Below are 22,331 nucleotides of genomic sequence, written 5' to 3'. Positions count from 1 at the left end.
CGGCGGTCAGGTAGCGGACTGACCGGTGGCCGCTGTGTATCCGGCGCGGTAGCCGAAAACCATTGCCGGGCCCAGCGTTCCACCGGCGCCGCCGTATGCCTTCCCGGTGGCGCCGGCCATGGCGTTGCCGGCGGCGAACAGTCCGGTGATCGCGGTGCCCGAGACATGCAGCACGCGGCCGTCACGATCGGTGCGTGGGCCGCCCTTGGTGCCCATCGCGCCGACGGACACCGGCACCGCGTAGTAGGGCGCGGTGTCGATCGGTCCGAGGGTGCGTCCGGCGGTGGTCGGGGCAGCGGTGTCGCCCCAGTAGCCGTCGTAGGCGCTGGCGCCTCGACCGAAGTCCGGGTCGTGTTCGGCGGCGACGTTGGCGTTCCACGCTTCCAGGGTCCGTGCCAGTCCTTCGGCGTCGATGCCCGTCTTCTCCTCGAGTTCGGCGAGATCCCGGGACTGGCAGAACCATTCGGGCACCGGACCGTCCGGGTCGACGCCGAGGAATCCGTAGTGCTTGAGGTGCAGCGAGTCGAACACGATCCAGGCGGGATCGTTGGCGTAGCCGAGTTTCGGGTCGAGATAGTGGAACGGCCCGGCCATCGAGTTGTACTCACCGGCTTCGTTGACGAAGCGCTTGCCGGCCCGGTTGACGATGATGCTGCGCGGTCGGGTGCGTTCGAGGCGCACGCTGCGGCTGCGCGGGTGGCCCTCGAAGGTGTCGCCGGGGATCTGCACGATCGGCACCCACCATGCCTCGCCCATGTTGGCCAGGTCGGCCCCGTGGGCCATCGCCATCCGCAGGCCGTCGCCGGTGTTGTTGGGCGGCGACACCGCTCCGCGCATCGGCCCACGCAGATAGGCCTCGACCAGCCGGGCGTCCCATTCGAACCCTCCGGTGCCGAGGATCACCGCGCGACGCGCCCGAACCCGGATTTCCCTGCCGCCCTGTTCGATTCGCACACCGGTGACACCGAGTGCGTCGGCGAAGAGCTCGGTCGCGCGGGCCCCGGTGTGCGGTGTCACGCCGGCGTCGATCAGGCCCTTGAGCAGCCCGGCGATCAACGACGTACCTGCCACGCAGTAGTCGCCGGAATCGTCGTCGACGGCGGCATGGATGCGGGCCCGCGTCTCGGCGTCGATACCGACGTTGCTGAAATCCGCGGGGAACGAGGTGATCCGGTCGCGCCACTCACCAAGTGTCGACAGGTCGAACGGTTTGGTGTTCAGCGACCGGCCCCCGCCGGGGCGCCCGCCGGGTAGCTCGGGCTTGTAGTCGGGGAAGCCTTCGGCGACCTCGAATTTCAGGTCGCTGTGCGCCTCGACGAAGTCGAGCATCGGCGTGCCGGTGCGAACGAACGTTTCCACCAGGTCCTCGTCCATGACACCCAGGGATTGAGCGTGCAGGTAGGCCAGGGCGTCCTCGACACCGAGTTCGTCCTCGGCGCGATCGTGTGCGGGGATCCACACGATCCCGCCCGATACCGCGGTGGTGCCGCCGACGGTGGCGGCTTTCTCGTACACCTCGACCGAAGCGCCGTGCACCGCGGCGGTCAACGCGGCGGTCAAGCCCGCGCCGCCACTACCGAGCACGACGACGTCGGCCTCGTGGTCCCAGTCGGTCACCGGTGTTCCCTTCTTGGTGGGTCGATGGATCGGGAAAGCGTCGATAGTTCAGGAAAGCGTCGATCGTTCAAGACAGCACAGCCGACAGCTCGCGGGCCGCCACGATGACGGCCTCTCGGCCGGCCTCGACGACGTCTTCGCGGTGCGAGATCAGGTTGATGCAGGTCGGTGGAGACGGCGCCCGACGACGCACCGGGACGGCCAAACCGTAGGTGTTCGGCTCGATCTCGCCGTGGGTGATCACCCAGCCCTGCTGGCGGGTCTGCTCCACCAGGTCGCGCTCACCCGGCCGCGGCGGCATGCTGGACAGCAGGGCGATCCCCGCCGCCCCGCGTTCGAGCGGATAGCGACTGCCCTCGTGGAACGAGAGCTGGTAGAAGGCGTTCGACGGTGCCATCACCGCGACCGCGACCTGCTGATCACCCTCGGCCACCAGAAGGGACACCGTCGCGCCGAGTTCGTCGGCCAGGGCCCGCAATGTCGGGACGCACAACTGGCGAACGTTGTTGTCGAAGGACGCACCCAGTAGCGCCAGTGCCGCTGCCGACCGGTAGCGGCCGTCCTCGCCTTTGGCGATGAACCGGAACTGCGCGAGCGTGGTCAACAGGCGGTAGGCGATCGTGCGGTGCACGCCGATGTCGTCGGCGACCTGGGTGACGGTCAGCCCGTTCGGCGAGCTCGCGACCAACTGCAGCGCACTGAGCCCCCGCGCCAGCGTCTGCGAGCCCGGTACTGCGGTAGCCGGACCCTCGGCCTCGTCGGTGGCCGGAACACCGGTCGCTCGAGTCATACCGGACCTTCCTTGACAGAAACCTGCCGTGAGAGTGATGCTCTAACTATAGTGCACATGGATGTGCGATAAATGAGCAAAGTGCTTACAAGATATGAGAATACGATTCTCGCCGTCAAGAGTTGGCCGGCCGGAAAGGGAGTGCGGTGACGGAGTTCGAGAGCGTGTGGAGTGACCTGCAGGGCGTGGAGTTCTCCCAGGGTTACCTCGACGTGGGCGGTGTCCGCACCCGCTACCTGCATGCCGGCGACACGACGAAACCGGCGCTGGTGTTCCTGCACGGATCCGGTGGTCACGCAGAGGCTTACGTCCGCAATCTCGAGGCTCACGCCCAGCACTTCTCGACGTGGTCGATCGACATGCTCGGCCACGGCTACACGGACAAACCCGGTCATCCCCTCGAAATCCCGCACTACGTCGACCATCTCGTCACGTTCCTCGACACGATCGGCGCGCAGCGGGCCCATATCAGCGGTGAGTCCCTCGGTGGCTGGGTCGCCTCGCGGATGGCGATCGACCACGCCGACCGTCTCGACCGCCTGGTGCTCAACACCGCCGGCGGATCGCAGGCCGATCCCGAGGTGATGAAGCGCATCATCACGTTGTCGATGGCCGCGGCGGAGAACCCGACCTGGGAGACCGTGCAGGCGCGCATCAAGTGGTTGATGGCCGACAAGTCCAAGGATTACGACGATATCGTCGCCAGCCGGCAGCGCGTCTACCGTCAACCGGGATTCGCCGACGCGATGCGCGACATCATGGCCTTGCAGGACCCCGAGATCCGCGCCCGCAACCTGCTCGGCGCCCAGGACTACGGGTCGATCACCGCTCCCACGCTGGTGGTCTGGACCAGTGACGATCCGACGGCCGACGTCGACGAAGGACGCCGGATCGCCTCGATGATCCCCGGTGCCCGGTTCGAGGTGATGCCCGGCTGCGGACACTGGCCGCAGTACGAGGACCCGAAGACCTTCGATCGCCTGCATCTGGACTTCCTGTTGGGGCGCGCATGAGCCCGACGGAAGCGCGCACCGACGTCGACGTGGTGATCGTCGGAGCCGGTCCGTCCGGTCTGACCCTGGCCAACATCCTTGGCCTCCAAGGTGTCCGGACCCTAGTCGTCGAAGAGCGCGACACCCTCATCGACTATCCCCGCGGGGTGGGGCTCGACGACGAGGCGCTGCGGACGTTCCAGTCGATCGGTCTGGTCGGCAACGTGCTGCCGCACACGGTGCCCAACCAAATCCTGCGCTTCTTCGACGCCGACCGGGGACTGCTGGCCGAAATGGCCCCTCCGGACGCACGGTTCGGTTGGCCCAAACGCAACGGATTCGTCCAACCCATGGTCGACGCCGAGTTGTTCGCGGGACTCGACCGGTTCGACCACGTCGAGGTGCGCTTCGGTCACCGGATGCAGAACTGCACCGACCGTGGCGACGCCGTCACCGTCGAATTCGCCGACGGCCCTGAGTCGGTCACCGCACGGTATGTGGTCGGCTGCGACGGCGGCCGCAGCGCGACCCGCCGTCTCATGGGCGTGTCATTCGACGGCACCACCTCCTCGACACGCTGGCTGGTTGTCGACTGCGCCAATGATCCGCTCGGACATCCCAACAGTGAGGTCGGCGCCGACCCGCGACGGCCTTACGTGTCCATCGCGATCGCCCACGGCATCCGGCGATTCGAGTTCCTGATCCATCCGCACGAAACCGACGAACTGGCCGACGATCCCGCGTTCGTGCGGCAGATGCTCGGCCAGCTGGTGCCCTATCCCGAACGGGTCGACATGATCCGGCACCGCGTGTACACCCATCACTCGAGGATCGCCGGCTCGTTCCGCAAGGGACGCCTGCTCCTGGCCGGAGATGCCGCGCATCTGATGCCGGTCTGGCAGGGTCAGGGCTACAACAGCGGCATCCGGGATGCGGCGAACCTCGGCTGGAAACTCGCCGCGGTGGTCAACGGGCACGCCGACGAGGCACTGCTGGACACCTACGACGTGGAACGTCGCAAGCACGCGCGCGCCATGATCGATCTGTCGACCATGGTCGGCCGCGTCATCTCGCCGACGAACCGCCGGGTCGCCGCTCTCCGCGACCGGCTGATCCATGCTGCCTCGGTGGTGCCCACGCTCAAGCGCTATGTGCTGGAGATGCGGTTCAAGCCGATGCCGCGCTACCAGCAGGGTGCGGTACACCACGCCCGGCCCGCCGCTGCGAACTCGCCCACCGGCACACTGTTCATCCAGCCGCGCGTCGACACCCGCGACCGGTCCGACGTCCTGCTCGACGACGTCATCGGACCCGGGTTCGCAGTCTTGTGCTGGAGCAACAACATTCGTGCCATCCTCGGCGAGGCCGCCTTCGCGCGGTGGAAAGCCCTCGGCGCCACCTTCATCGAGACCCGACCGATGACCCAACTGCACTGGCCCGGCCACGACGACCCCGACGTCGTCGTCGTCGGTGACCGCACGGGTGCGCTGAAATCCTGGTTCGACGTCTACACCGATTCGGTGCTGTTCCTGCGCCCCGACCGTTGCATCGCCGGCGCGTGCATCGCCCAACGGGCTCCGGAGGTCTCCGAGGCCCTGTTCGACGTACTCCACCTCACCCAGGAAGGAGGCCCGAGTTCGGATGGCAAGCCAGATCGCGCTGTGCGCCATGTCGCACAGTCCACTGCTGGATCTCCCGGGACCGTCGGCGGAACTGCTTGACGACATCTCCTCGGCGATCGCCGTCGCCCGCGACTTCGTGACCGCCTTCGATCCCGAACTGGTGGTGACCTTTTCGCCCGACCACTACAACGGCTTCTTCTACCGGGCCATGCCGCCGTTCTGTATCGGCACCGCCGCCCGCGGTGTCGGTGACTACGGCACCTACGCCGGACCGCTGGATGTCCCGGCCGACCTGGCCACCGACTGCGCGCGGGCGGTGCTCGACGCCGACGTCGACGTCGCGTTGTCGGCCGAGATGGACGTCGACCACGGCACCGTCCAACCCCTGCAGAAGCTCTTCGGCGACGCCACGGCCAAACCCGTGATCCCGGTGTTCGTCAACTCGGTGGCCACCCCGCTGGGCCCGATCCGCCGGGTCCGGGCGCTCGGCGATGCCGTCGGGGCGTTCCTGGGCACCCTCGGCAAGCGGGTGCTGGTCGTCGGTTCGGGCGGCCTGTCCCACGACCCGCCGGTGCCCACACTGGCCACGGCACCCCCGGCAGCGCTGGACCGCATCGTGCGCGGGGTGCCGATGACCACCGAACAGCGACAGGCCCGTCAGACGGCGGTCATGGAGGCGGCGCGGCAGTTCGCGGCCGGGTCTGGGGCTCTGGCACCGCTGAACCCGGAATGGGACAACGCGTTTCTCGATCTCGTCGACACCGGACGGCTGGCCGAGATCGATGCGTGGGACAACACCTGGATCGCCGAGCAGGCCGGCAACTCGGCCCACGAAGTCCGCACCTGGGTGGCCGCGTTCTCGGCGCTGGCCTCTCAAGGCCCCTACCAGACCGGCAGCCGGTTCTACCGGGCTGTCCCCGACCTGATCGCGGGCTTCGCGATCCGAACGGCGGTGTCCACCCGATGAATTCGCCAGCAATCCAGCCCTTCGACCACGTCACCGACGTCCTGGTGATCGGGTCCGGCGGCGGCGGGATGACCGCGGCGCTGGCCGCGCACAGCCAGGGGCTGCAGACCCTGGTGGTGGAGAAGGCACCCCGATTCGGGGGCTCCACCGCGCTGTCCGGCGGCGGTATCTGGGTGCCGGGTGCGCCGTCGCAGCGCCGAGAAGGGTATGTCCCCGACCCCGACGACGTCTTCGGCTATCTGAAGCAGATCACCGAGGGGCTGGTCAGCGACGCCCGGCTGCGTACGTATGTCGACGCAGCCCCGGAGATGATGGAGTTCCTCGAGAACACCAGCCCGTGGCTGGAATTCGTGTGGAAGCCGGGCTACGCCGACTACTACCCGGAGCTGCCCGGCGGGTCGGCGCTCGGCAGCACGATCAACGTGCCGGAGATCGACCTGCGCGTGCTCGGTGACGAGGAACAGAACCTGCTCGCCCCGCTGGCCATGGCGCCCAAAGGCATCTGGTTCGCCCCGAAGGATCTGCGGTTGTTCTACCAGGTCCGGCAGAACTGGCGCGGAAAGGCGGTCCTGCTCAAGCTGATCTGGCGCATGGTCCGGGCTCGTGTGTTCGGCGACCGGATGGCGGCGATCGGGCAGTCGTTGTCCGCCCGGTTGCGGCTGGCGATGAAAGAGCGCGACATCCCGCTGTGGCTGGACACGCCGATGACCGAGCTGATCACCGACAACGACGGCCCCGATGCTCGGGTGATCGGCGCGGTCGTGGAGCGCGACGGGGTGCCCCAACGCATCCAGGCGCGGCGGGGGGTGATCCTGGCCAGCGGTGGTTTCGACCACGACATGGCCTGGCGGCGTGAGCACCTGCCCGAGCTCGAGCGGGTCAGCGAGATGTCCGGCGACAACGACTGGAGCTTTGGCAACCCGGTCGCCACCGGCGACGGCATCCGGGCGGGGGAGAAGGTCGGCGGATCGACCGAACTGCTCGACGAGGCCTGGTGGTTCCCGGCGATCTGCTGGCCCGACGGGCGGCTGCAGTTCATGCTCAACGAACGGATGATGCCGTCGCAGTTCGTGGTCAACGGTGAGGGCAAGCGCTTCATCAACGAGGCCGCCCCGTACATGGACTTCGCCCACGCGATGATCGAGGGCGAACGGTCCGGGGTCACCCACATCCCGTGCTGGCTGATCACCGACATCCGGTCGTTCCACCGCTACGTCGTGGCCGGACACCTTCCGCTGCCCAAGATCCCGTTCGCGCCGGTGCCGACCGGCTGGAAGGTGCCGCAGGCGTGGCTGGACTCCGGGGTGGTGCGTGAGGGGCACAGCTTCGAGGAACTGGCCGGCAAGATCGGCGTGCCGCCCGAGCAGCTGCGTGCGACGGCGGAACGCTTCAACGAGCTGGCCCGCCGCGGCCACGACGACGACTTCAACCGCGGCGACAGCGCCTACGACAACTACTACGGGGACCCCACCCTGCCCAACCCGAACCTGCATCCGCTCGGCAAGCCGCCGTACTACGCGTTCCAGATCATCCTCGGCGACCTGGGCACCTCAGGTGGATTACGGACCGACGAGCACGCGCGTGTCCTGCGCTCCGACGACTCCCCGATCCGAGGGCTCTACGCCGTGGGCAATGCCTCGGCAGCGGTGATGGGACGCAGCTACGCCGGCGCCGGCGCCACCATCGGCCCGGCGATGACCTTCGGCTATGTCGCCGCCAAGCACATCGCCGCCGACCCCACCGAACCCCGAACACCAGCCATCGATAGCCCTGAGTCTTCAAGGAGGTAAACAGAAGTGAAGATTTCCCTGTTCTACGAGTTCCCGTTGCCGCGGCCCTGGTCCGACGACGACGAACACCAGCTGTTCCAGCACGGCCTCGACGAGGTGGAGCTCGCCGACAAGGCCGGGTTCTCCACGGTGTGGCTGACCGAGCACCACTTCCTGGAGGAGTACTGCCACTCCACCGCGCCGGAGATGTTCCTCGCGGCCGCCAGCCAACGCACCAAGAACATCCGGCTGGGCTTCGGGGTCATGCACCTGCCGCCGCCGATCAACCATCCCGCGCGCATCGCCGAGCGCGTCGCGACCCTGGACCACCTGTCCAACGGGCGCGTGGAGTTCGGCACCGGTGAGGGATCGTCGGTGGCCGAGCTCGGCGGGTTCAACATCGACCCGGCCGACAAGCGCACCATGTGGGAAGAGGCGCTGGAGGTCTCGATCCGCTGTATGACCGAGGCACCGTTCACCGGTTTCAAGGGCGAGCACGTCGAGATGCCGGCCCGCAACGTGATCCCCAAGCCGCTGCAGAACCCGCACCCGCCGGTGTGGGTGGCCTGCACCCGTCCCTCGTCGGTGCAGATGGCGGCCCAGAAGGCCATCGGCGCACTGAGTTTCGCCTACACGGGTCCCGAAGCGCTCAAGACCCGGGTCGACGGTTACTACAAGGAGTTCGAGGAGCAGGGCGCACCGGTCACACCGGCCATCAACCCCAACATCCTGGCGATCGGCGGTGACCTGTCGATGATGGTGGCCAAGACCGACGAGCAGGCCCTAGAGCGGCTCGGCATCGGCGGCGGGTTCTTCTCGTTCGGAATCATGCACTACTACATCAACGGCATGCACACCCCCGGTCGCACCGGCGTGTGGGAGCTCTACGAGAACGCGGTCAAGGAAGACCCCACGCTGGCCTACGGTCCGGGCCGCGGCGCGATCGGATCCCCGGAGACGGTGCGCGAGTTCCTGCGCGGCTACGAGGCCAGCGGCGTCGACGAGATCATCCTGCTGCTCAATCCGCGCAGCCACGAAGGCACGATGGAGTCGCTCGAGATCATGGGCAAGGAGATCCTGCCCGAGTTCATCGAGCGTGACGAGAAGGCGGTCAAGGACAAGGCCAAGCGGCTGGAGCCGGTGATCGAGAAGGTCGAGGCGCGTCGTCAGCCGTCGGACGCGCCGGCGTTCGACGACACCTACGCCTTCGGCGGGCTGCCGACCGGTCGGGGTGGCAAGTTCACCGCCGGTGAGATTCCCGAGGCGATGGCCGAGATCAACGAGGGTCGCGTCAAGGCGGCCGAGCAGGAGAAGCAGGCCCGGGCGGTCAAGGAAGCCTCCGGCTAGGTGGCGGGTATCGGGGACCGGTGGCGTTACGACGGCAAGCGGGTCGTCGTCACCGGCGTGGCGTCGGGTATCGGCGCCCACGTGGCAGCGCAGGTGACCGCCCTCGGTGGTGAGGTGATCGGGCTGGACATCCGTGCGCCCGCAGCGGAGGTCGGCGAGTTCGTCCCGCTCGATCTGTCATCCGAGGAATCGATCGATCAGGCCGTTTCGGCCGTGGGCGGACCGGTCGACGCGCTGTTCAACGTCGCCGGTGTGTCGTCGGGGATCGGGGATCCGCTGCGGGTGGTGCGCATCAACTTCCTGGGCACCCGGCGGTTCACCGAGTCGCTGGTGCCCCAGATGCCGCCCGGATCGGCGATCGCCAACGTGTCCTCCCTGGCCGCCTCGGCCTACCGGTCCAACGCCGTGGTGACCGCCGGCCTGGTGAATACGACCACCTTCGACGAGGGCATCGAGTGGTGTGCCCGCCACCCCGATGCCGTCAACGACGGACGCGGTTACCGCCTGGCCAAGGAAGCGATCATCCTCTACGGCATGGCCAACGTGTCGGTGTTGGGCGCCAGGGGGATCCGGATCAACTGCACCGCTCCGGGGGTCACCGACACGCCGATCCTCGATCAGTTGCGGACGGCGTACGGACCGGAATACCTCGAGGCGTTTCGCACGCCGTTGGGTCGGGTCGCCGGTCCCGACGAGCAGGCGAGCGTGCTGGTGTTCCTCAACAGTGCAGCAGCGAGCTACATCACCGGACAGGTGATCTGGGTGGACGGCGGAACCGTCGGCGAGACCGATCTCGCCGACGCATTGCCGCGACGTGACGTGGACGGGGTGAGCTGATGGCCGGCAGTATGGCCGATTTCCGGAAGATGGCCGATCAGGTACGCAACTGGGGCCGGTGGGGAAGCGACGACGAACTCGGCACGCTGAACTTCATCACGCCAGACAAGGTGGCCGAGGCGGCAGCGACGGTGAAGAGCGGCAAGGTCATCTCGCTGGGCGGGGACTTCAGCGCCGGGGGACCGCAGGGCGCCTTCAAGTTCCGGCAGAACCCCGTGCACACGATGACCGTCGACGGCGGCGACGCCGCAACCTTGGTCGAGTACGGACCGAAGTGGCTGCGCAACGCCGTAGCCGCCGACATGAGCGCGTTCTTCGCCGACAACCCGTTCCGGTTCAACGACGACATGATCGTGATGCCGCTGCAGGCTGCCACGCAATGGGACGCGTTGTCCCACGTGTACTACGAGGACAAGCTCTACAACGGATTCCCGGCGGATTCGGTCACCAGCTTCGGTGCGTTCCACCTGGGCATCGAGAAGGTCGACGTCAAGGGCATCACCTCGCGGGGGGTGCTGCTCGACGTGGTCGCCCACCGCGGAGCTGACACGTTCTGCGAGCCCGGCACCACCATCACACCCGACGAACTCGACGAGATCGCCGCCCGGCAGAACGTCGAGATCCGTTCGGGCGACGTCGTCGTCGTCCACACCGGGTGGTGGACGAGGTTCCTGTCCACCGGTGAAGGCGCCGAGCCCGGCGCCGGTCTGGATTGGACGTGTGCCGCGTGGCTGCACGAGCGCGAAGTGGCCGCCGTGGCCGCCGACAACCTGATGGTCGAGGATCCGGATCCGGCCAACGGTATCGACGGCACCTTCCTGCCGATGCACATGCTGTGTCTGCGCGACATGGGGCTGATGCTCGGCGAATACTGGGACCTCGGCCCGCTGGCCGCGGACTGTGCCGCCGACGGTGTCTACGAATTCCAGCTCGTCGCACCGCCGTTGAAGGTCGTCGGCGCGGTCGGCGCCCCCGTCAGTCCCATCGCGATCAAGTGAGGATGTCGTGACCGAAAGCAAGCAGCCGTTCATCGTCGGGCTCGGCGGCACGCTGCGCGCCGACTCGTCGACCGAACGAGCCGTGCGGCACTGCCTGGACGCCGTCGAACGGCAGGGCGGGCGCACCCGCATGTTCGCCGGCCCTGACCTCGACCTGCCGATGTATGCCCCGCATCAACTCGAGCGCACCCCGGGAGCGCTGGAACTCGTTGCGGCGCTGCGCGATGCCGACGCGGTGGTGGTCGGCTCCCCGGGTTACCACGGCGCCATCTCCGGTCTGGTGAAGAACGCCCTCGACTACATCGAGGACCTGCGCGAAGATCCGCGCGTCTATCTCGACAACACCCCGTGGGGCTGCATCAGCTGCGCGTACGGCTGGCAGGCGGCGGTCGGCACCCTGACCCAACTGCGCAGCATCGGGCACGCGCTGCGGGCCTGGCCCACCCCACTCGGCGTGGCGATCAACTCCGCCGACCCGATCTGGGACCAGTCGGGCAAGTTGGCCGACACCGAGCAGGGCAAGGCCGTGGCCACCCAACTGGAGTTGCTGGCGAGCCAACTGCTGGCGTTCGCGCAGACGAACCGCGGGACGTCCGCGTGAGCGCTCGGCGGTCGGTGACCGTCGACGGGCTGCGCACCGGCTATCTGGAAGCGGGACAGGGCGATCCGGTCGTCCTGCTCCACGGCGGAGAGTTCGGCGCCAACGCCGAGATCGGCTGGGAACACACCGTCGACGCACTCGCACAGCGCTATCACGTGCTCGCACCCGACATGCTCGGCTTCGGCGAGTCGGCCAAGGTCGTCGACTTCACCGACGGCCGCGGCATGCGCATCCGACATATCGCGCGGTTCTGTGAGGTCATGGGTGTGGGCAGCGCGCACTTCGTGGGTAACTCGATGGGTGCGATCAACCTGCTCGTCGACGCCACCTCCGAGAATCCCGTGCTGCCGCTGCGCAGCCTGGTCGCGATCTGCGGCGGCGGCGAGATCCAACGCAACGAACACGTCAGCGCCCTATACGACTACGACGCCACCTTCGAGGGCATGCGCAGGATCGTCCGGGCGCTGTTCCACGCCGAGTCCTACCCGACCGACGAGGACTACGTGCGCAGGCGCTACGAGTCCAGCATCGCGCCGGGCGCATGGGAATCGCTGGCGGCCGCGCGATTCCGTCGGCCCGGTCTCGAACCGCCGGCCACACCGAGCAGCGCGCGCGCCTACGAGCGCATCACCGTGCCGACGCTGATCGTCGAGGGCGGAGCAGACAAGCTGCTGCCACCGGGTTGGGCCGCCGAGATCGCCGGGCAGATCACCGGGGCGCGGTCGGCGATCATCGACGCTGCGGGGCACTGCCCGCAGATCGAACAACCCGCGGCGCTGAACGCATTGTTGTTGGACTTCTTCGAAGGGATCGAGCGATGACGGAACTTGCGGGCAAGGCCGCGATCGTGACCGGCGGTGCGTCCGGGATCGGCCGCGGCATCGCCGCGCGGTTCGCGGCCGAGGGTGCCGGTGTGCTCATCGCCGATGTGCGCGACGACCTCGGGGCCGCGTTGTCCGAGGAGTTGAACGCCGCCGGCGGGCGCACCGTGTACCGCCACACCGACGTGGGGGACCAGGCGCAGGTCGCCGACATGGTGGCTGATGCGGTCAGCGAGTTCGGCGGTCTGCACGTCATGGTGAACAACGCCGGCATCTCCGGCCCGCTGAAGAAGGGTCTGTTCCACGAGGACCTCGAGGAGTTCGACCGCGTCATGCGCGTGAACCTGCTCGGCGTGATGGCCGGGACGCGCGACGCGGGACGCCACATGGCCGAGCACGGCGGCGGCTCGATCATCAACCTCGGATCGATCGGCGGCATCCAGGCCGGCGGCGGCGTCTCCAGCTACCGCGCCTCCAAGGCCGCGATCATCCACTTCACCAAGTGCGCCGCGATCGAACTCGCGCACTACGAGATCCGGGTGAACTGCCTGGCGCCGGGCAACATCCCGACGCCGATCCTGGCGTCGTCGGCCACCGACGAGGACCGCGCCCGGCTGGAGAAGTTCGAGGCCCGGATCCGTCAACAGATGCGTGACGATCGTCCTCTCAAGCGTGAGGGCACCGCCGAGGACGTCGCCGAGGCCGCGGTGTACCTGGCCACCGACCGCTCGCGGTACGTCACCGGCACCGTGCTCCCCGTCGATGGCGGCACAGTCGCCGGCAAGGTGATCGTCCGCAGATCCGAGTCATGACCGACTTAAAGCAGTCGCTTGACTTATTGGCTGTGACGCGGTTCACTGACGGGGTGACCACCGCACGGAGCGTCCGCGCCGACCGCGCCAGCAGCACACAAGAAGCGATCCTGAAGGCCGCCGAGCGCCTGTACGCCGAACACGGCGTCTTCGCGGTGTCCAACAGGCAGGTCAGTGAGGCTGCCGGGCAGGGCAACAACGCCGCCGTCGGTTACCACTTCGGCACCAAGACCGACCTGGTCCGGGCCATCGAGCACAAGCACCGGGGCCCCATCGAGGAGCTTCGGGAGCGCCGGGTCGCGCAGATCGACGACCCCTCCGACATGCGCGCGTGGGTCGCGGCGCTGGTGTGCCCGCTCACCGATCACCTTGCCGAACTCGGAAACCCGACGTGGTATGCGCGCTTCGCCGCGCAGGTGATGACCGACCCGGCGTATCACAACATGATCGTCAAGGATGCGTTGTCGTCGTCGTCGCTGGTGCGTGTCCTCGACGGCATCAACGGGTGCCTCCCGGACCTGCCCGTCGACGTGCGCGTCGAACGCAACATCATGGGCCGAAACCTGTTGATGCACAGCTGCGCCGACCGGGAACGGCTCCTGGCCCAGGGTTCACCGGTGGCCCGCTCGTCGTGGCAGGACGCCGCCACCGGCCTGATCGACGCGCTCATCGGTCTGTGGCACGCCCCGGTGACGGAGACGCGTTGACATGAAGGTCACCGTCGATCAGGACAAGTGCGTTTCCTCCGGACAGTGCGTGCTCAACGCCGGCGAGGTCTTCGACCAACGCGACGACGACGGCGTCGTCGAACTGCTCATCGCCGAACCCGGACCCGAACATGCCGACCAGACCCGCAAGGCCGCGGCCGCATGCCCCGCCCTGGCCATCCACCTCGAGGAGTGACAATGACGGACACGCTTGCCCAAGAAGCCGTTTCGGTGCCCGAATACCCGATGGAGCGCTCACCGCAGTGCCCGTTCGCGCCTCCGCAGCAGATGCTCGAGATGACCACGGTGAAACCGCTTTCCCGGGTGCGCATCTGGAACGGGACCACCCCGTGGCTGGTCACCGGACATGCAGTGGCGCGTGAGTTGTTCGCCGACTCCCGGGTCAGCGTCGACGACCGCATCGAAGGTTTCCCGCACTGGAACGAGCACATGCTCTCCACGGTGTACAAGCGGCCCCGTTCCGTGTTCACCTCCGACGCCGAGGAGCACACCCGGTTCCGCCGGATGTTGAGCAAGCCGTTCACCTTCCGTCGCGTCGAGGCTCTGCGGCCGGTGATCCAGGACGTCACCAACGAGTGCATCGACGAGATCCTGGCCGGGCCGCAACCCGCCGACATGGTCGCCAAGCTCGCTCTGCCCGTTCCCACCCGCGTGATCAGCGACATGCTCGGTGTGCCCTACGAGGACCACGAGTTCTTCCAGGAGCACGCGAACGCCGGCCTGGCGCGCTTCGCTGCCGCGGACGCCATGCAAAAAGGCGCGATGAGCCTGCACCAGTACCTCATCGACCTCGTCGAGGAGAAACAGCGCAACCCCGCCGAGGACGCGGTGTCCGATCTGGCCGAGCGCGTCACCGCCGGCGAGATCAGCGTCAAGGAAGCCGCGCAGTTGGGCACCGGTCTGTTGATCGCCGGCCACGAGACCACCGCCAACATGATCGGCATCGGCATCCTCGCGCTGCTCGAGAATCCGGAACAGGCGGCTGCGCTGCGTGATTCGGACGATCCGAAGTTCATCGCCAACGCGGTCGAGGAGCTGATGCGGTTCCTCTCGATCATCCAGAACGGTCAGCGCCGTGTCGCGCTCGAGGACATCGAGATCGCCGGCGAGACCATCAAGGCGGGCGAAGGCATCATCCTCGACCTGGCGCCCGCGAACTGGGATGCGGCGGCCTACCCCGAGCCGGACAAGCTGGACTTCAGCCGCGACGCCGGCCAGCAACTGGGCTTCGGCTACGGCCGCCACCAGTGCGTCGGACAGCAGCTGGCCCGCGCCGAACTGCAGATCGTGTTCCACACCTTGCTGCGTCGCATTCCGACGATGCGCCTGGCCATCCCCTTCGACGAGGTGCCGTTCAAGCACGATCGGCTCGCCTACGGCGTCTACGAACTACCGGTGAACTGGTAACAGCCCTCTTCCACAGCCCGATTGGAGTACCCACGATGTCCAGCCCGACATTGCCGTCCCCGCTCTATCCCCCTGAAGGTTGGGGTGCACCCAAGCATCGACAGGGCCATTTCACCGGAACCATCGCCGGACTGCCGGAAGGCACGGAGATCTTCTCGGCCGACAACCACATCTCGGTGGCCGACGACATCTTCTACGACCGGTTCCCCGAGGAACTCAAAGGCGCGGCGCCGCGCATCTGGTATGAGGACGGCGCCTACATGGTCGGAATGAAGGGCAAGGCCTGGACCGGCGGCGACTTCGGTCGCGTACTCATGCAGTACGACGATCTCGCCGGTGCGGCGTCGAACAACATCGCCGCGCGTGTCCGGGAACTCAAGCAGGACGGCATCGACAAGGAACTGGCGTTCCCCAACGCGGTGCTGGCCTTGTTCCACTACCCGGACAAGTCATTGCGGGAGCGCGTGTTCCGCATCTACAACGAGCACATCGCCGACCTGCAGGAACAGGCCGAGGGCCATTTCTACGGTGTCGGGCTGATCAACTGGTGGGACCCGAAGGGCACCCGTTCCACGCTCGAGGAGCTGAAGTCCTACGGGATCAAGACGTTCCTGCTGCCGTTGAACCCCGGCAAGGACGACGACGGCAACATCTACGACTACGGCAGCACCGACATGGATGCGGTGTGGGACGAGATCGAAGCCGCCGGCCTGCCCGTCAGCCACCACATCGGCGAGACCCCGCCGAAGACCCCCTGCCAGAACAACAGCGTCGTCGTCGGCATGATGGTCAACGTCGACTCGTTCCGTGAACAGTTCGCAAAGTACCTGTTCTCCGGGATCCTCGACCGTCACCCGCAGCTCAAGGTCGGGTGGTTCGAGGGCGGTATCGCGTGGGTGCCCACCGCATTGCAGGACGCCGAACACATGCTGGCCTCCTACCGGCACATGTTCAACCACGAACTGCAGCACGACATCCGGCACTACTGGGACCGGCACATGAGTGCGTCGTTCATGGTCGACCCGCTCGGCTTGCAGCTGATCGACCACATCGGTGTCGACAACGTGATGTGGTCGTCGGACTACCCGCACAACGAGAGCACGTTCGGTTACTCGGAGAAGTCGCTGGCCACTGTCGTCGATGCCGTCGGGCCCGAGGCCGCGGTCAAGATCGTCAGCACCAACGTGCAGAAGTTCCTCGGTATCTCATGACCGCGGCTACTCATCCGGGCGTCACGCAGATCGCCCGGACCGGGTACACGTGGCTGGAGATCCCCGACGAACCGGACTTCGCCCGGATGCGCCGGGAGGTCGGGGCGCGGCTGCACACCGCGATGTCCGAGCAAGGCGTCGACGCGTTGGTGCTGCTGGGCAACAGCAACGTCATGTACGCCACCGGCATCAGCTGGCCGCTGGCCGACGCGGGCCTGTCCCATGTCGAGCGGCCGGTGGCGGTGGTGCTGGCGGACGACGAGCATCCGCACCTGTTCCTGCCGTTCCGCGAGGGTGCGGCCATGGAATCCGGTCTGCCCGACGACCACGTGCACGGCCCGGTCTATCTCGAATTCGACGAAGGCGTCGCCGATTTCGCGCAGACTCTGGCACGACTCCTCCCGGCCGGCTCGACGATCGCGACCGACGAACTGACCGGCGCGATGCGCCGGGCCGGCACCGCGCTGTTCCCCAGCGCGCCGGTGGACGCCGGACCGGTGATCGGCGCGGCCAAGATCGTCAAGACGATCGACCAGATCGCGTGTATCCGGCGGGCGTGCCAGATCACCGAGATCGCCGTCGGCGAGATCCAGCGATCGCTGGCCCCGGGGGCGCGCCAGATCGACCTCTCGGCCGAATTCGTGCGCCGCACCTTCGAACTCGGTGCCACCACCAACATGTTCGACTCGATCTGGCAGGTCATGCCCACCTCGAAGTCCGACGGACCGTGGACGACCACCGGCGACCTGGCGCTTCCGCTGCTGACGACCGAACGCGAGCTGGCTGAGGGCGACGTGCTGTGGACCGACGTGTCGATCGCCTACCACGGCTACTGTTCCGACCACGGCCGTACCTGGATCGTCGGTGAGGACCCCACGCCGGTCCAACAACAGCAGTTCGACAAGTGGAGCGAGATCGTCGACGCGGTGCTGTCGGTGACCAAGGAGGGCGCGACATGCGGTGACCTCGGACGGGCGGCCACCGCGGCCGCAGGCGGCGAGAAACCCTGGCTGCCGCACTTCTACCTGGGCCACGGCATCGGAACCAGCGCAGCCGAAATGCCGATGATCGGAACGGATCTCGGCCAGGATTGGGACGACAACTTCGTCTTTCCGGCCGGCATGCTGCTGGTGTTCGAACCGGTGGTCTGGCAGGACGGCACCGGCGGCTACCGCGGTGAGGAGATCGTCGTGGTCACCGAGGACGGCTGGATGCCGCTGACCGCCTACCCCTACGACCCCTACGAGGTGCCCCGTGGGAACTGAGATCGAGGCCGACGGCCTGGCGCTGCGCGTCAGCCGCCGCCAGCGCGCACTCGCGCAGATGGAAGCCCATGACCTCGACATGCTGGTGCTCGGGCGGCAGGCCAACGTCCGGTACATCTCCGGGGCGCCACAACTGTGGGTGACCGGCACCCGGCCGTTCGGGCCGCTCTGCGAGTTCGTACGTGCGACCGGGGAGATCCACCTCAACAGCACCTGGGACGAGGGCATCCCGGAAGAGATCCCGCATGAGAACCTCTACGGGTTCGCGTGGAACCCGATGACGTTGGTCGGCATCCTGCAGAACATCGAGGGCGCCGACACCGTGCGACGGGTCGGAACCGATGCCCTCACACCGATGTTCGCCAAGCTGCTGCCGATGGCGTTCCCCAACGCGGAATTCGTCGACGCCGAACCGGCCATGCAGGCCGCGCGCCGGATCAAGACACCCGAGGAGGTGGCTGCGCTGCGCCGCGCCCTCGTGGTGGCCGAGCAGGGCCTGGCCGCCGGCGTCGCCGCACTCGCTGCGGGCGCCACCGAGGGTGCGCTCGCCGGAGCGATCCTGGAGGCCGAAGCTGCCGGCGGCGTGAGCACCCCCGCGACCCAGGACGCGGCGTGGGTGACGTCGAAGCAGCACCCGTGGCGTCGCGCCGAAGCTGACGGTGTGGTGCGCGACGGCGATCTGGTCGCGTTGTCGGCCGGCGTGCTGGCCGACGGTTACGTCGCCGAGGTGGCCCGCACCCTCTACGTGGGCGAGCCGACGGACGTGGTTCGCGCTCTGTACCGGCGTCGAGACGACCTGTGGGACAGGCTGATCGAGGCCTGCCGGCCCGGGACGCCGACCAGCGGATTGCTGGACGCCTACCAGCAGGCCGGTGAGCAGCTGCCGGCGATGCCGGTGGCCCACGGGCTCGGGCTGGGCTTCGACCCCCCGGTCGTGACACCGCGTCTGCGGACCACCGCAGACGCCGAGAAATTCGAGGAAGGCATGGTGATGGCGGTATCCGCCTATGTGTGGGAGCAAGGTGTCGGCGCGGTGTTCACCCGCGACGCTGTCCTGATCACCGCCGACGGCGCCGAGGTGCTCTCGGCTGCGCCGGCCTACCGTGAGGCCGTCCATGGCTGAGCGGCTAGAGCCCGCCGCCGCGGAGCGGCCAAAGCCTGAGGAGATCATCCTCTACGAGAAGGACCCCCGGACCAAAATCGCCACCATCACGTTCAACCGCCCGGAGTTCCTCAACGCTCCGACGTCGATGGCACGACTGCGCTACGCCGACGTGCTGCGTGCGGCCAACGCCGACAACGACGTCAAGGTCGTGATCATCCGCGGCGTCGGGGACAACCTCGGCAGTGGCGCCGATCTGCCGGAGTTCATGGAGGGCAACGACAATCCGGCCGTCCGACTGGCCGAACTGCGCCTCGAGGATGACGGCGTGGGCGAGGTCACCTACCCGCCGAAGGGCACCTTCCGCAACGGCGCCACCATCAGCGCCTGGTACGCCAACTCCCAGGCCGGCAACCGCGCGCTGCAGGATTTCAAGAAGATCAGCATCGTCGAGGCCAAGGGCTACTGCTACGGCTGGCACTTCTACCAGTGCGCCGACGCCGATCTGGTGATCTCGTCCGATGACGCGCTGTTCGGCCACCCGTCGTTCCGCTATCACGGCTGGGGTCCCCGGATGTGGACGTGGGTGCAGATGATGGGGCTGCGCAAGTTCCAGGAGATGGTCTTCACCGGTCGGCCCTTCACCGCCGCCGAGATGTATGACTGCAACTTCCTGAACAAGGTCGTCGCCCGCGACCAACTCGAAGCCGAGACGCAGAAGTACGCGCTGGCCTGCGCCCGGAACCGACCGGTGGACACGGTGTTCCAGCAGAAGATGTTCTTCGAGATCTTCAAGCAGCAGCAGGGCGAGTACATGGGCAGCCTGCTGTCCGCGTTCTTCGAGTCGATGGGCAACGGCGTGGCCAACGACAGCGACGAGGATCTGGATATGTTCGAGTCGATCGACAGCGGTCTGTCTGCCGCGGTCAACGACAACGACAGCAAGTTCCCGCCGGAGTTCCGGCTGAGCAAACGCAACCGGGCCAAGAAGGACTAGAGGGGATTGGTCGAGCCTCCGCTCTCGGGCTACGTCGTCATCGACCTGGCCGGCGGCATCGCGGGTAACTACTGCACGAAGCTGCTGGCCGATGGTGGTGCCACGGTCATCAAAGTCGAACCGCCCCAGGGGGATCCGCTGCGCCGGTGGTCGGCTTCCGGCGCGGGCGCCGAATCCGGTACAGCCGCCGAGATCATCCCCGGCGCCGACGGCGCGCTGTTCTCGTTCCTGGCGTGCACGAAACACAGTGTGGTGGCCGAACCGGGCGCTGACGACGACTTCGTCGACGCGCTGCTCGCCGACGCCGACGCGGTCGTCTGGTCGCGCGGTTCCGGCATCACCGACAGTGCCCGGTTCGCGCCCGCGGCGATCGGGGAACGTCACCCGCACTTGACGGTCACCGCGATCACCCCGTTCGGTCTCGACGGACCGTGGACCGACCGACCGGCCACGGAATTCACGCTGCAGGCCTGGTCGGGCGGCATCGTCGGGCTCGGCCGCGGGGCACCCGACCGGGCGCCGGTGTATGTGGGCGGGCAGGTCGGGGAGTACCTCGCCGGCGCGTACGCCAGCGCTGCCACGCTGGCGTCACGGTTGCGTGGTGGCGCCGAGGTGATCGACCTGTCGATGCTGGAGACGTCCGTGCTCGGTCTGACCTACTACCCGGTGAGTTACTTCGAGATGTTGGGCCGGCCGTGGCGCGACGCGCGGCGACTGACCGTCCCTGGCATCGCGCGCGCAAAGGACGGCCTGGTCGACATCGGTTGCGGCACCGCCCAACAGTGGTTCGACCTGTGCGCGATGACCGGGCACGTCGAGTGGATCGACGAAGACTCACCGCTGTCGATCACCGAGCAGGCCAACGAGAAATCCGAGGAACTCTACGCCTGGGTCGCCGAACAGACCGTCGACGAGATCCGCGATCTGGCCACCGCCTTCCGCATCCCGAACGCGCCGGTCGCCAACGGCGCCAACGTCGAACAACTCGACCACTTCGTGGCACGCAGCAGCTTCGTGGTCAACCCCCGCGACGGCTTCACCCAGCCGACGCAGCCCTACCGCACCACGCCGCCGATGCTGCAGCCCCCGCTGCCCGCTCCGCACCTCGGCGAGCACACCGAGCACTACCGCGCACGAACGTGCGCCGACGGTGGACCCACTAGTCCCGCCGCGACGGTCAGTGCACCGTCGCGACGAGACGACCTGCCGTTCGCCGGTCTGCGGGTGATCGACATGACGACGTTCTGGGCCGGGCCCAGCTGCACCCACCTGCTCGCGATGCTCGGCGCCGACGTCATCCACGTCGAATCCACCCGCCATCCCGACGGCACGCGGTTGATCGCCGGGATCCCGGTGACCGAGGACCACTGGTGGGAGCGCTCGCCGATCTTCTCCGGACTGAACACCAACAAGCGTGGCATCACGCTGAACCTGCAGAGCGACACCGGGCGAGACCTGCTGAAGAAGTTGATCGCGACCGCCGACGTCGTCGTGGAGAACTTCACGCCGCGGGTGCTCGAGAGCATGGGGCTGACCTACGACGTGGTCCGCGAGATCAAACCCGACGTCGTCATGGTCCGCATGCCCGGCTTCGGGCTCGACGGGCCCTGGCGGGACAACCCGGCCTTCGCCTACGTCATCGAAGCCGCCGCCGGGATCAGCTGGCTGACCGGCTATCCCGACCGCAACCCGTTCGAGCCCTACTCGGTGGGCGACCCGAACGCCGGTGTGCACGCATTCAATGCGATCCTGGTCGCTCTCGAGCATCGGCGCCGCACCGGCGAGGGCTCGATGGTGGAGGCCGCGATGGTGGACGCGGCGCTGAATGTCGCGGCCGAACAGGTCATCGAGTACTCGGCCTACGGTGCGGTGCTCCAGCGCGACGGCAACCGGGGGCCGACCGCTGCGCCGCAGAACCTGTACCTGTCGGCCGACATCGACGAGTTCGGGCGTCTGGACAGCTGGGTCGCGATCGCAGTCGCCACCGACGCGCAGTGGGCGGGTCTGGTTGCCGCCCTCGACGACCCGCAGTGGGCACGGTCTCCGGACTTCGCGACCGCCTCGGGCCGACGCGCCGGACACGACGAGATCGACCGACATCTCGGCCAGTGGTGTGCGCGGCTCGGCGCCGACGAGATCGTCGAAAAACTCTGGGCACAAGGTGTTCCCGTGGCCAAGGTGATGCAACCGCACCGGCAGACCGAACTGGCCCAGTTGCAGGAGCGTGGGTTCTTCGAATCGGTCGACCACCCGGTCAACCCGGCGACACCGCACAGCACGCTGCCGTTCAGGTCCTCCCGCGGACCGCGGCGCGTACACACCGCTCCCGCACCACTGTTGGGGCAGCACAATGGGGAAATCCTCGGGGAACTGGGCCTGTCCGCCGACGAGATCGCTGCGCTCGAAGCCGAAGGGATCATCGGGACCGCTCCGGCCCGCTAGCCTTTC

General features: G+C 67.6%; 20 protein-coding genes. 18 read left to right on the top strand and 2 right to left on the bottom strand.

Annotated elements, in window-relative coordinates; translation table 11 throughout:
* Positions 1-6: 6 nt before the first annotated feature.
* On the bottom strand, positions 7-1,617 hold the full coding sequence (locus ACAG25_RS02900; protein ID WP_370486757.1) for an FAD-dependent oxidoreductase: 1,611 nt from the start codon (positions 1,615-1,617) through the stop codon (positions 7-9).
* Positions 1,618-1,684: 67 nt separating this feature from the next.
* A complete protein-coding gene (locus tag ACAG25_RS02895; protein ID WP_370486756.1) occupies positions 1,685-2,407 on the bottom strand; it encodes an IclR family transcriptional regulator in 723 nt (240 codons plus the stop codon).
* A 146-nt stretch (positions 2,408-2,553) separates the two neighbouring features.
* Between ACAG25_RS02895 and ACAG25_RS02890 the strand changes: the two genes are divergently transcribed.
* Genes ACAG25_RS02890 through ACAG25_RS02805 form a run of 18 tightly spaced genes read left to right on the top strand, consistent with a single transcriptional unit; the run spans position 2,554 to position 22,325 of the window.
* Entirely contained in the window at positions 2,554-3,420 is an 867-nt protein-coding gene (locus ACAG25_RS02890; RefSeq protein WP_370486755.1) for an alpha/beta fold hydrolase, read from the top strand.
* Positions 3,417-5,120 (top strand): bifunctional 3-(3-hydroxy-phenyl)propionate/3-hydroxycinnamic acid hydroxylase, encoded by a 1,704-nt coding sequence (locus ACAG25_RS02885; protein ID WP_370486754.1) that lies wholly within the window; start codon positions 3,417-3,419, stop codon positions 5,118-5,120. Before ACAG25_RS02890 ends, ACAG25_RS02885 begins: the two co-directional genes overlap by 4 nt.
* On the top strand, positions 5,068-5,988 hold the full coding sequence (locus ACAG25_RS02880; protein ID WP_370486863.1) for a 3-carboxyethylcatechol 2,3-dioxygenase: 921 nt from the start codon (positions 5,068-5,070) through the stop codon (positions 5,986-5,988). Before ACAG25_RS02885 ends, ACAG25_RS02880 begins: the two co-directional genes overlap by 53 nt.
* Complete coding sequence (locus ACAG25_RS02875; protein ID WP_370486753.1) at positions 5,985-7,778, top strand: FAD-binding protein; 1,794 nt, start codon at positions 5,985-5,987, stop codon at positions 7,776-7,778. The genes ACAG25_RS02880 and ACAG25_RS02875 overlap by 4 nt, the downstream gene beginning before the upstream one ends.
* A gap of 6 nt (positions 7,779-7,784) precedes the next feature.
* The gene (locus ACAG25_RS02870) at positions 7,785-9,104 is read left to right on the top strand and encodes an LLM class flavin-dependent oxidoreductase (protein ID WP_370486752.1); all 1,320 of its coding nucleotides are present in this window, start codon (positions 7,785-7,787) and stop codon (positions 9,102-9,104) included.
* Complete coding sequence (locus tag ACAG25_RS02865; protein ID WP_370486751.1) at positions 9,105-9,941, top strand: coniferyl-alcohol dehydrogenase; 837 nt, start codon at positions 9,105-9,107, stop codon at positions 9,939-9,941.
* A complete protein-coding gene (locus ACAG25_RS02860; protein WP_370486750.1) occupies positions 9,941-10,939 on the top strand; it encodes a cyclase family protein in 999 nt (332 codons plus the stop codon). The genes ACAG25_RS02865 and ACAG25_RS02860 overlap by 1 nt, the downstream gene beginning before the upstream one ends.
* 7 nt (positions 10,940-10,946) lie before the next feature.
* Positions 10,947-11,540, top strand: a complete 594-nt coding sequence (locus tag ACAG25_RS02855; RefSeq protein ID WP_370486749.1) for an NADPH-dependent FMN reductase — start codon at positions 10,947-10,949, stop codon at positions 11,538-11,540.
* Positions 11,537-12,361, top strand: a complete 825-nt coding sequence (locus ACAG25_RS02850) for an alpha/beta fold hydrolase (protein ID WP_370486748.1) — start codon at positions 11,537-11,539, stop codon at positions 12,359-12,361. Before ACAG25_RS02855 ends, ACAG25_RS02850 begins: the two co-directional genes overlap by 4 nt.
* Complete coding sequence (locus tag ACAG25_RS02845; RefSeq protein ID WP_370486747.1) at positions 12,358-13,173, top strand: SDR family NAD(P)-dependent oxidoreductase; 816 nt, start codon at positions 12,358-12,360, stop codon at positions 13,171-13,173. The genes ACAG25_RS02850 and ACAG25_RS02845 overlap by 4 nt, the downstream gene beginning before the upstream one ends.
* Positions 13,170-13,880 (top strand): TetR/AcrR family transcriptional regulator, encoded by a 711-nt coding sequence (locus tag ACAG25_RS02840; RefSeq protein WP_370486746.1) that lies wholly within the window; start codon positions 13,170-13,172, stop codon positions 13,878-13,880. Before ACAG25_RS02845 ends, ACAG25_RS02840 begins: the two co-directional genes overlap by 4 nt.
* A gap of 1 nt (position 13,881) precedes the next feature.
* Positions 13,882-14,076 (top strand): ferredoxin, encoded by a 195-nt coding sequence (locus ACAG25_RS02835; protein WP_370486745.1) that lies wholly within the window; start codon positions 13,882-13,884, stop codon positions 14,074-14,076.
* Positions 14,077-14,078: 2 nt separating this feature from the next.
* Entirely contained in the window at positions 14,079-15,308 is a 1,230-nt protein-coding gene (locus tag ACAG25_RS02830; protein ID WP_370486744.1) for a cytochrome P450, read from the top strand.
* 35 nt (positions 15,309-15,343) lie between these two features.
* Positions 15,344-16,519, top strand: a complete 1,176-nt coding sequence (locus ACAG25_RS02825) for an amidohydrolase family protein (RefSeq protein WP_370486743.1) — start codon at positions 15,344-15,346, stop codon at positions 16,517-16,519.
* Positions 16,516-17,784 (top strand): M24 family metallopeptidase, encoded by a 1,269-nt coding sequence (locus ACAG25_RS02820; protein WP_370486742.1) that lies wholly within the window; start codon positions 16,516-16,518, stop codon positions 17,782-17,784. The genes ACAG25_RS02825 and ACAG25_RS02820 overlap by 4 nt, the downstream gene beginning before the upstream one ends.
* Positions 17,774-18,907, top strand: coding sequence for a M24 family metallopeptidase (locus ACAG25_RS02815; RefSeq protein WP_370486741.1), 1,134 nt, complete (start codon positions 17,774-17,776; stop codon positions 18,905-18,907). Before ACAG25_RS02820 ends, ACAG25_RS02815 begins: the two co-directional genes overlap by 11 nt.
* A complete protein-coding gene (locus ACAG25_RS02810; protein WP_370486740.1) occupies positions 18,900-19,883 on the top strand; it encodes an enoyl-CoA hydratase/isomerase family protein in 984 nt (327 codons plus the stop codon). Before ACAG25_RS02815 ends, ACAG25_RS02810 begins: the two co-directional genes overlap by 8 nt.
* A gap of 6 nt (positions 19,884-19,889) precedes the next feature.
* The gene (locus ACAG25_RS02805; protein ID WP_370486739.1) at positions 19,890-22,325 is read left to right on the top strand and encodes a CoA transferase; all 2,436 of its coding nucleotides are present in this window, start codon (positions 19,890-19,892) and stop codon (positions 22,323-22,325) included.
* The last annotated feature ends 6 nt before the right edge of the window (positions 22,326-22,331 follow it).

The organism is Mycobacterium sp. pV006 (genome assembly GCF_041287115.1).
Classification (GTDB): domain Bacteria; phylum Actinomycetota; class Actinomycetes; order Mycobacteriales; family Mycobacteriaceae; genus Mycobacterium.
This window is presented reverse-complemented; position numbering and strand designations above follow the sequence as displayed.

Excerpts from the sequence above, each read along its gene's own strand:
- ACAG25_RS02895 (WP_370486756.1), bottom strand. The coding sequence starts at position 2,407 with ATGACTCGAGCGACCGGTGTTCCGGCCACCGACGAGGCCGAGGGTCCG.
- ACAG25_RS02885 (WP_370486754.1), top strand. The coding sequence starts at position 3,417 with ATGAGCCCGACGGAAGCGCGCACCGACGTCGACGTGGTGATCGTCGGA.
- ACAG25_RS02880 (WP_370486863.1), top strand. The coding sequence starts at position 5,068 with ATGTCGCACAGTCCACTGCTGGATCTCCCGGGACCGTCGGCGGAACTG.
- ACAG25_RS02875 (WP_370486753.1), top strand. The coding sequence starts at position 5,985 with ATGAATTCGCCAGCAATCCAGCCCTTCGACCACGTCACCGACGTCCTG.
- ACAG25_RS02860 (WP_370486750.1), top strand. The coding sequence starts at position 9,941 with ATGGCCGGCAGTATGGCCGATTTCCGGAAGATGGCCGATCAGGTACGC.
- ACAG25_RS02845 (WP_370486747.1), top strand. The coding sequence starts at position 12,358 with ATGACGGAACTTGCGGGCAAGGCCGCGATCGTGACCGGCGGTGCGTCC.
- ACAG25_RS02840 (WP_370486746.1), top strand. The coding sequence starts at position 13,170 with ATGACCGACTTAAAGCAGTCGCTTGACTTATTGGCTGTGACGCGGTTC.
- ACAG25_RS02835 (WP_370486745.1), top strand. The coding sequence starts at position 13,882 with ATGAAGGTCACCGTCGATCAGGACAAGTGCGTTTCCTCCGGACAGTGC.
- ACAG25_RS02830 (WP_370486744.1), top strand. The coding sequence starts at position 14,079 with ATGACGGACACGCTTGCCCAAGAAGCCGTTTCGGTGCCCGAATACCCG.
- ACAG25_RS02825 (WP_370486743.1), top strand. The coding sequence starts at position 15,344 with ATGTCCAGCCCGACATTGCCGTCCCCGCTCTATCCCCCTGAAGGTTGG.
- ACAG25_RS02820 (WP_370486742.1), top strand. The coding sequence starts at position 16,516 with ATGACCGCGGCTACTCATCCGGGCGTCACGCAGATCGCCCGGACCGGG.
- ACAG25_RS02810 (WP_370486740.1), top strand. The coding sequence starts at position 18,900 with ATGGCTGAGCGGCTAGAGCCCGCCGCCGCGGAGCGGCCAAAGCCTGAG.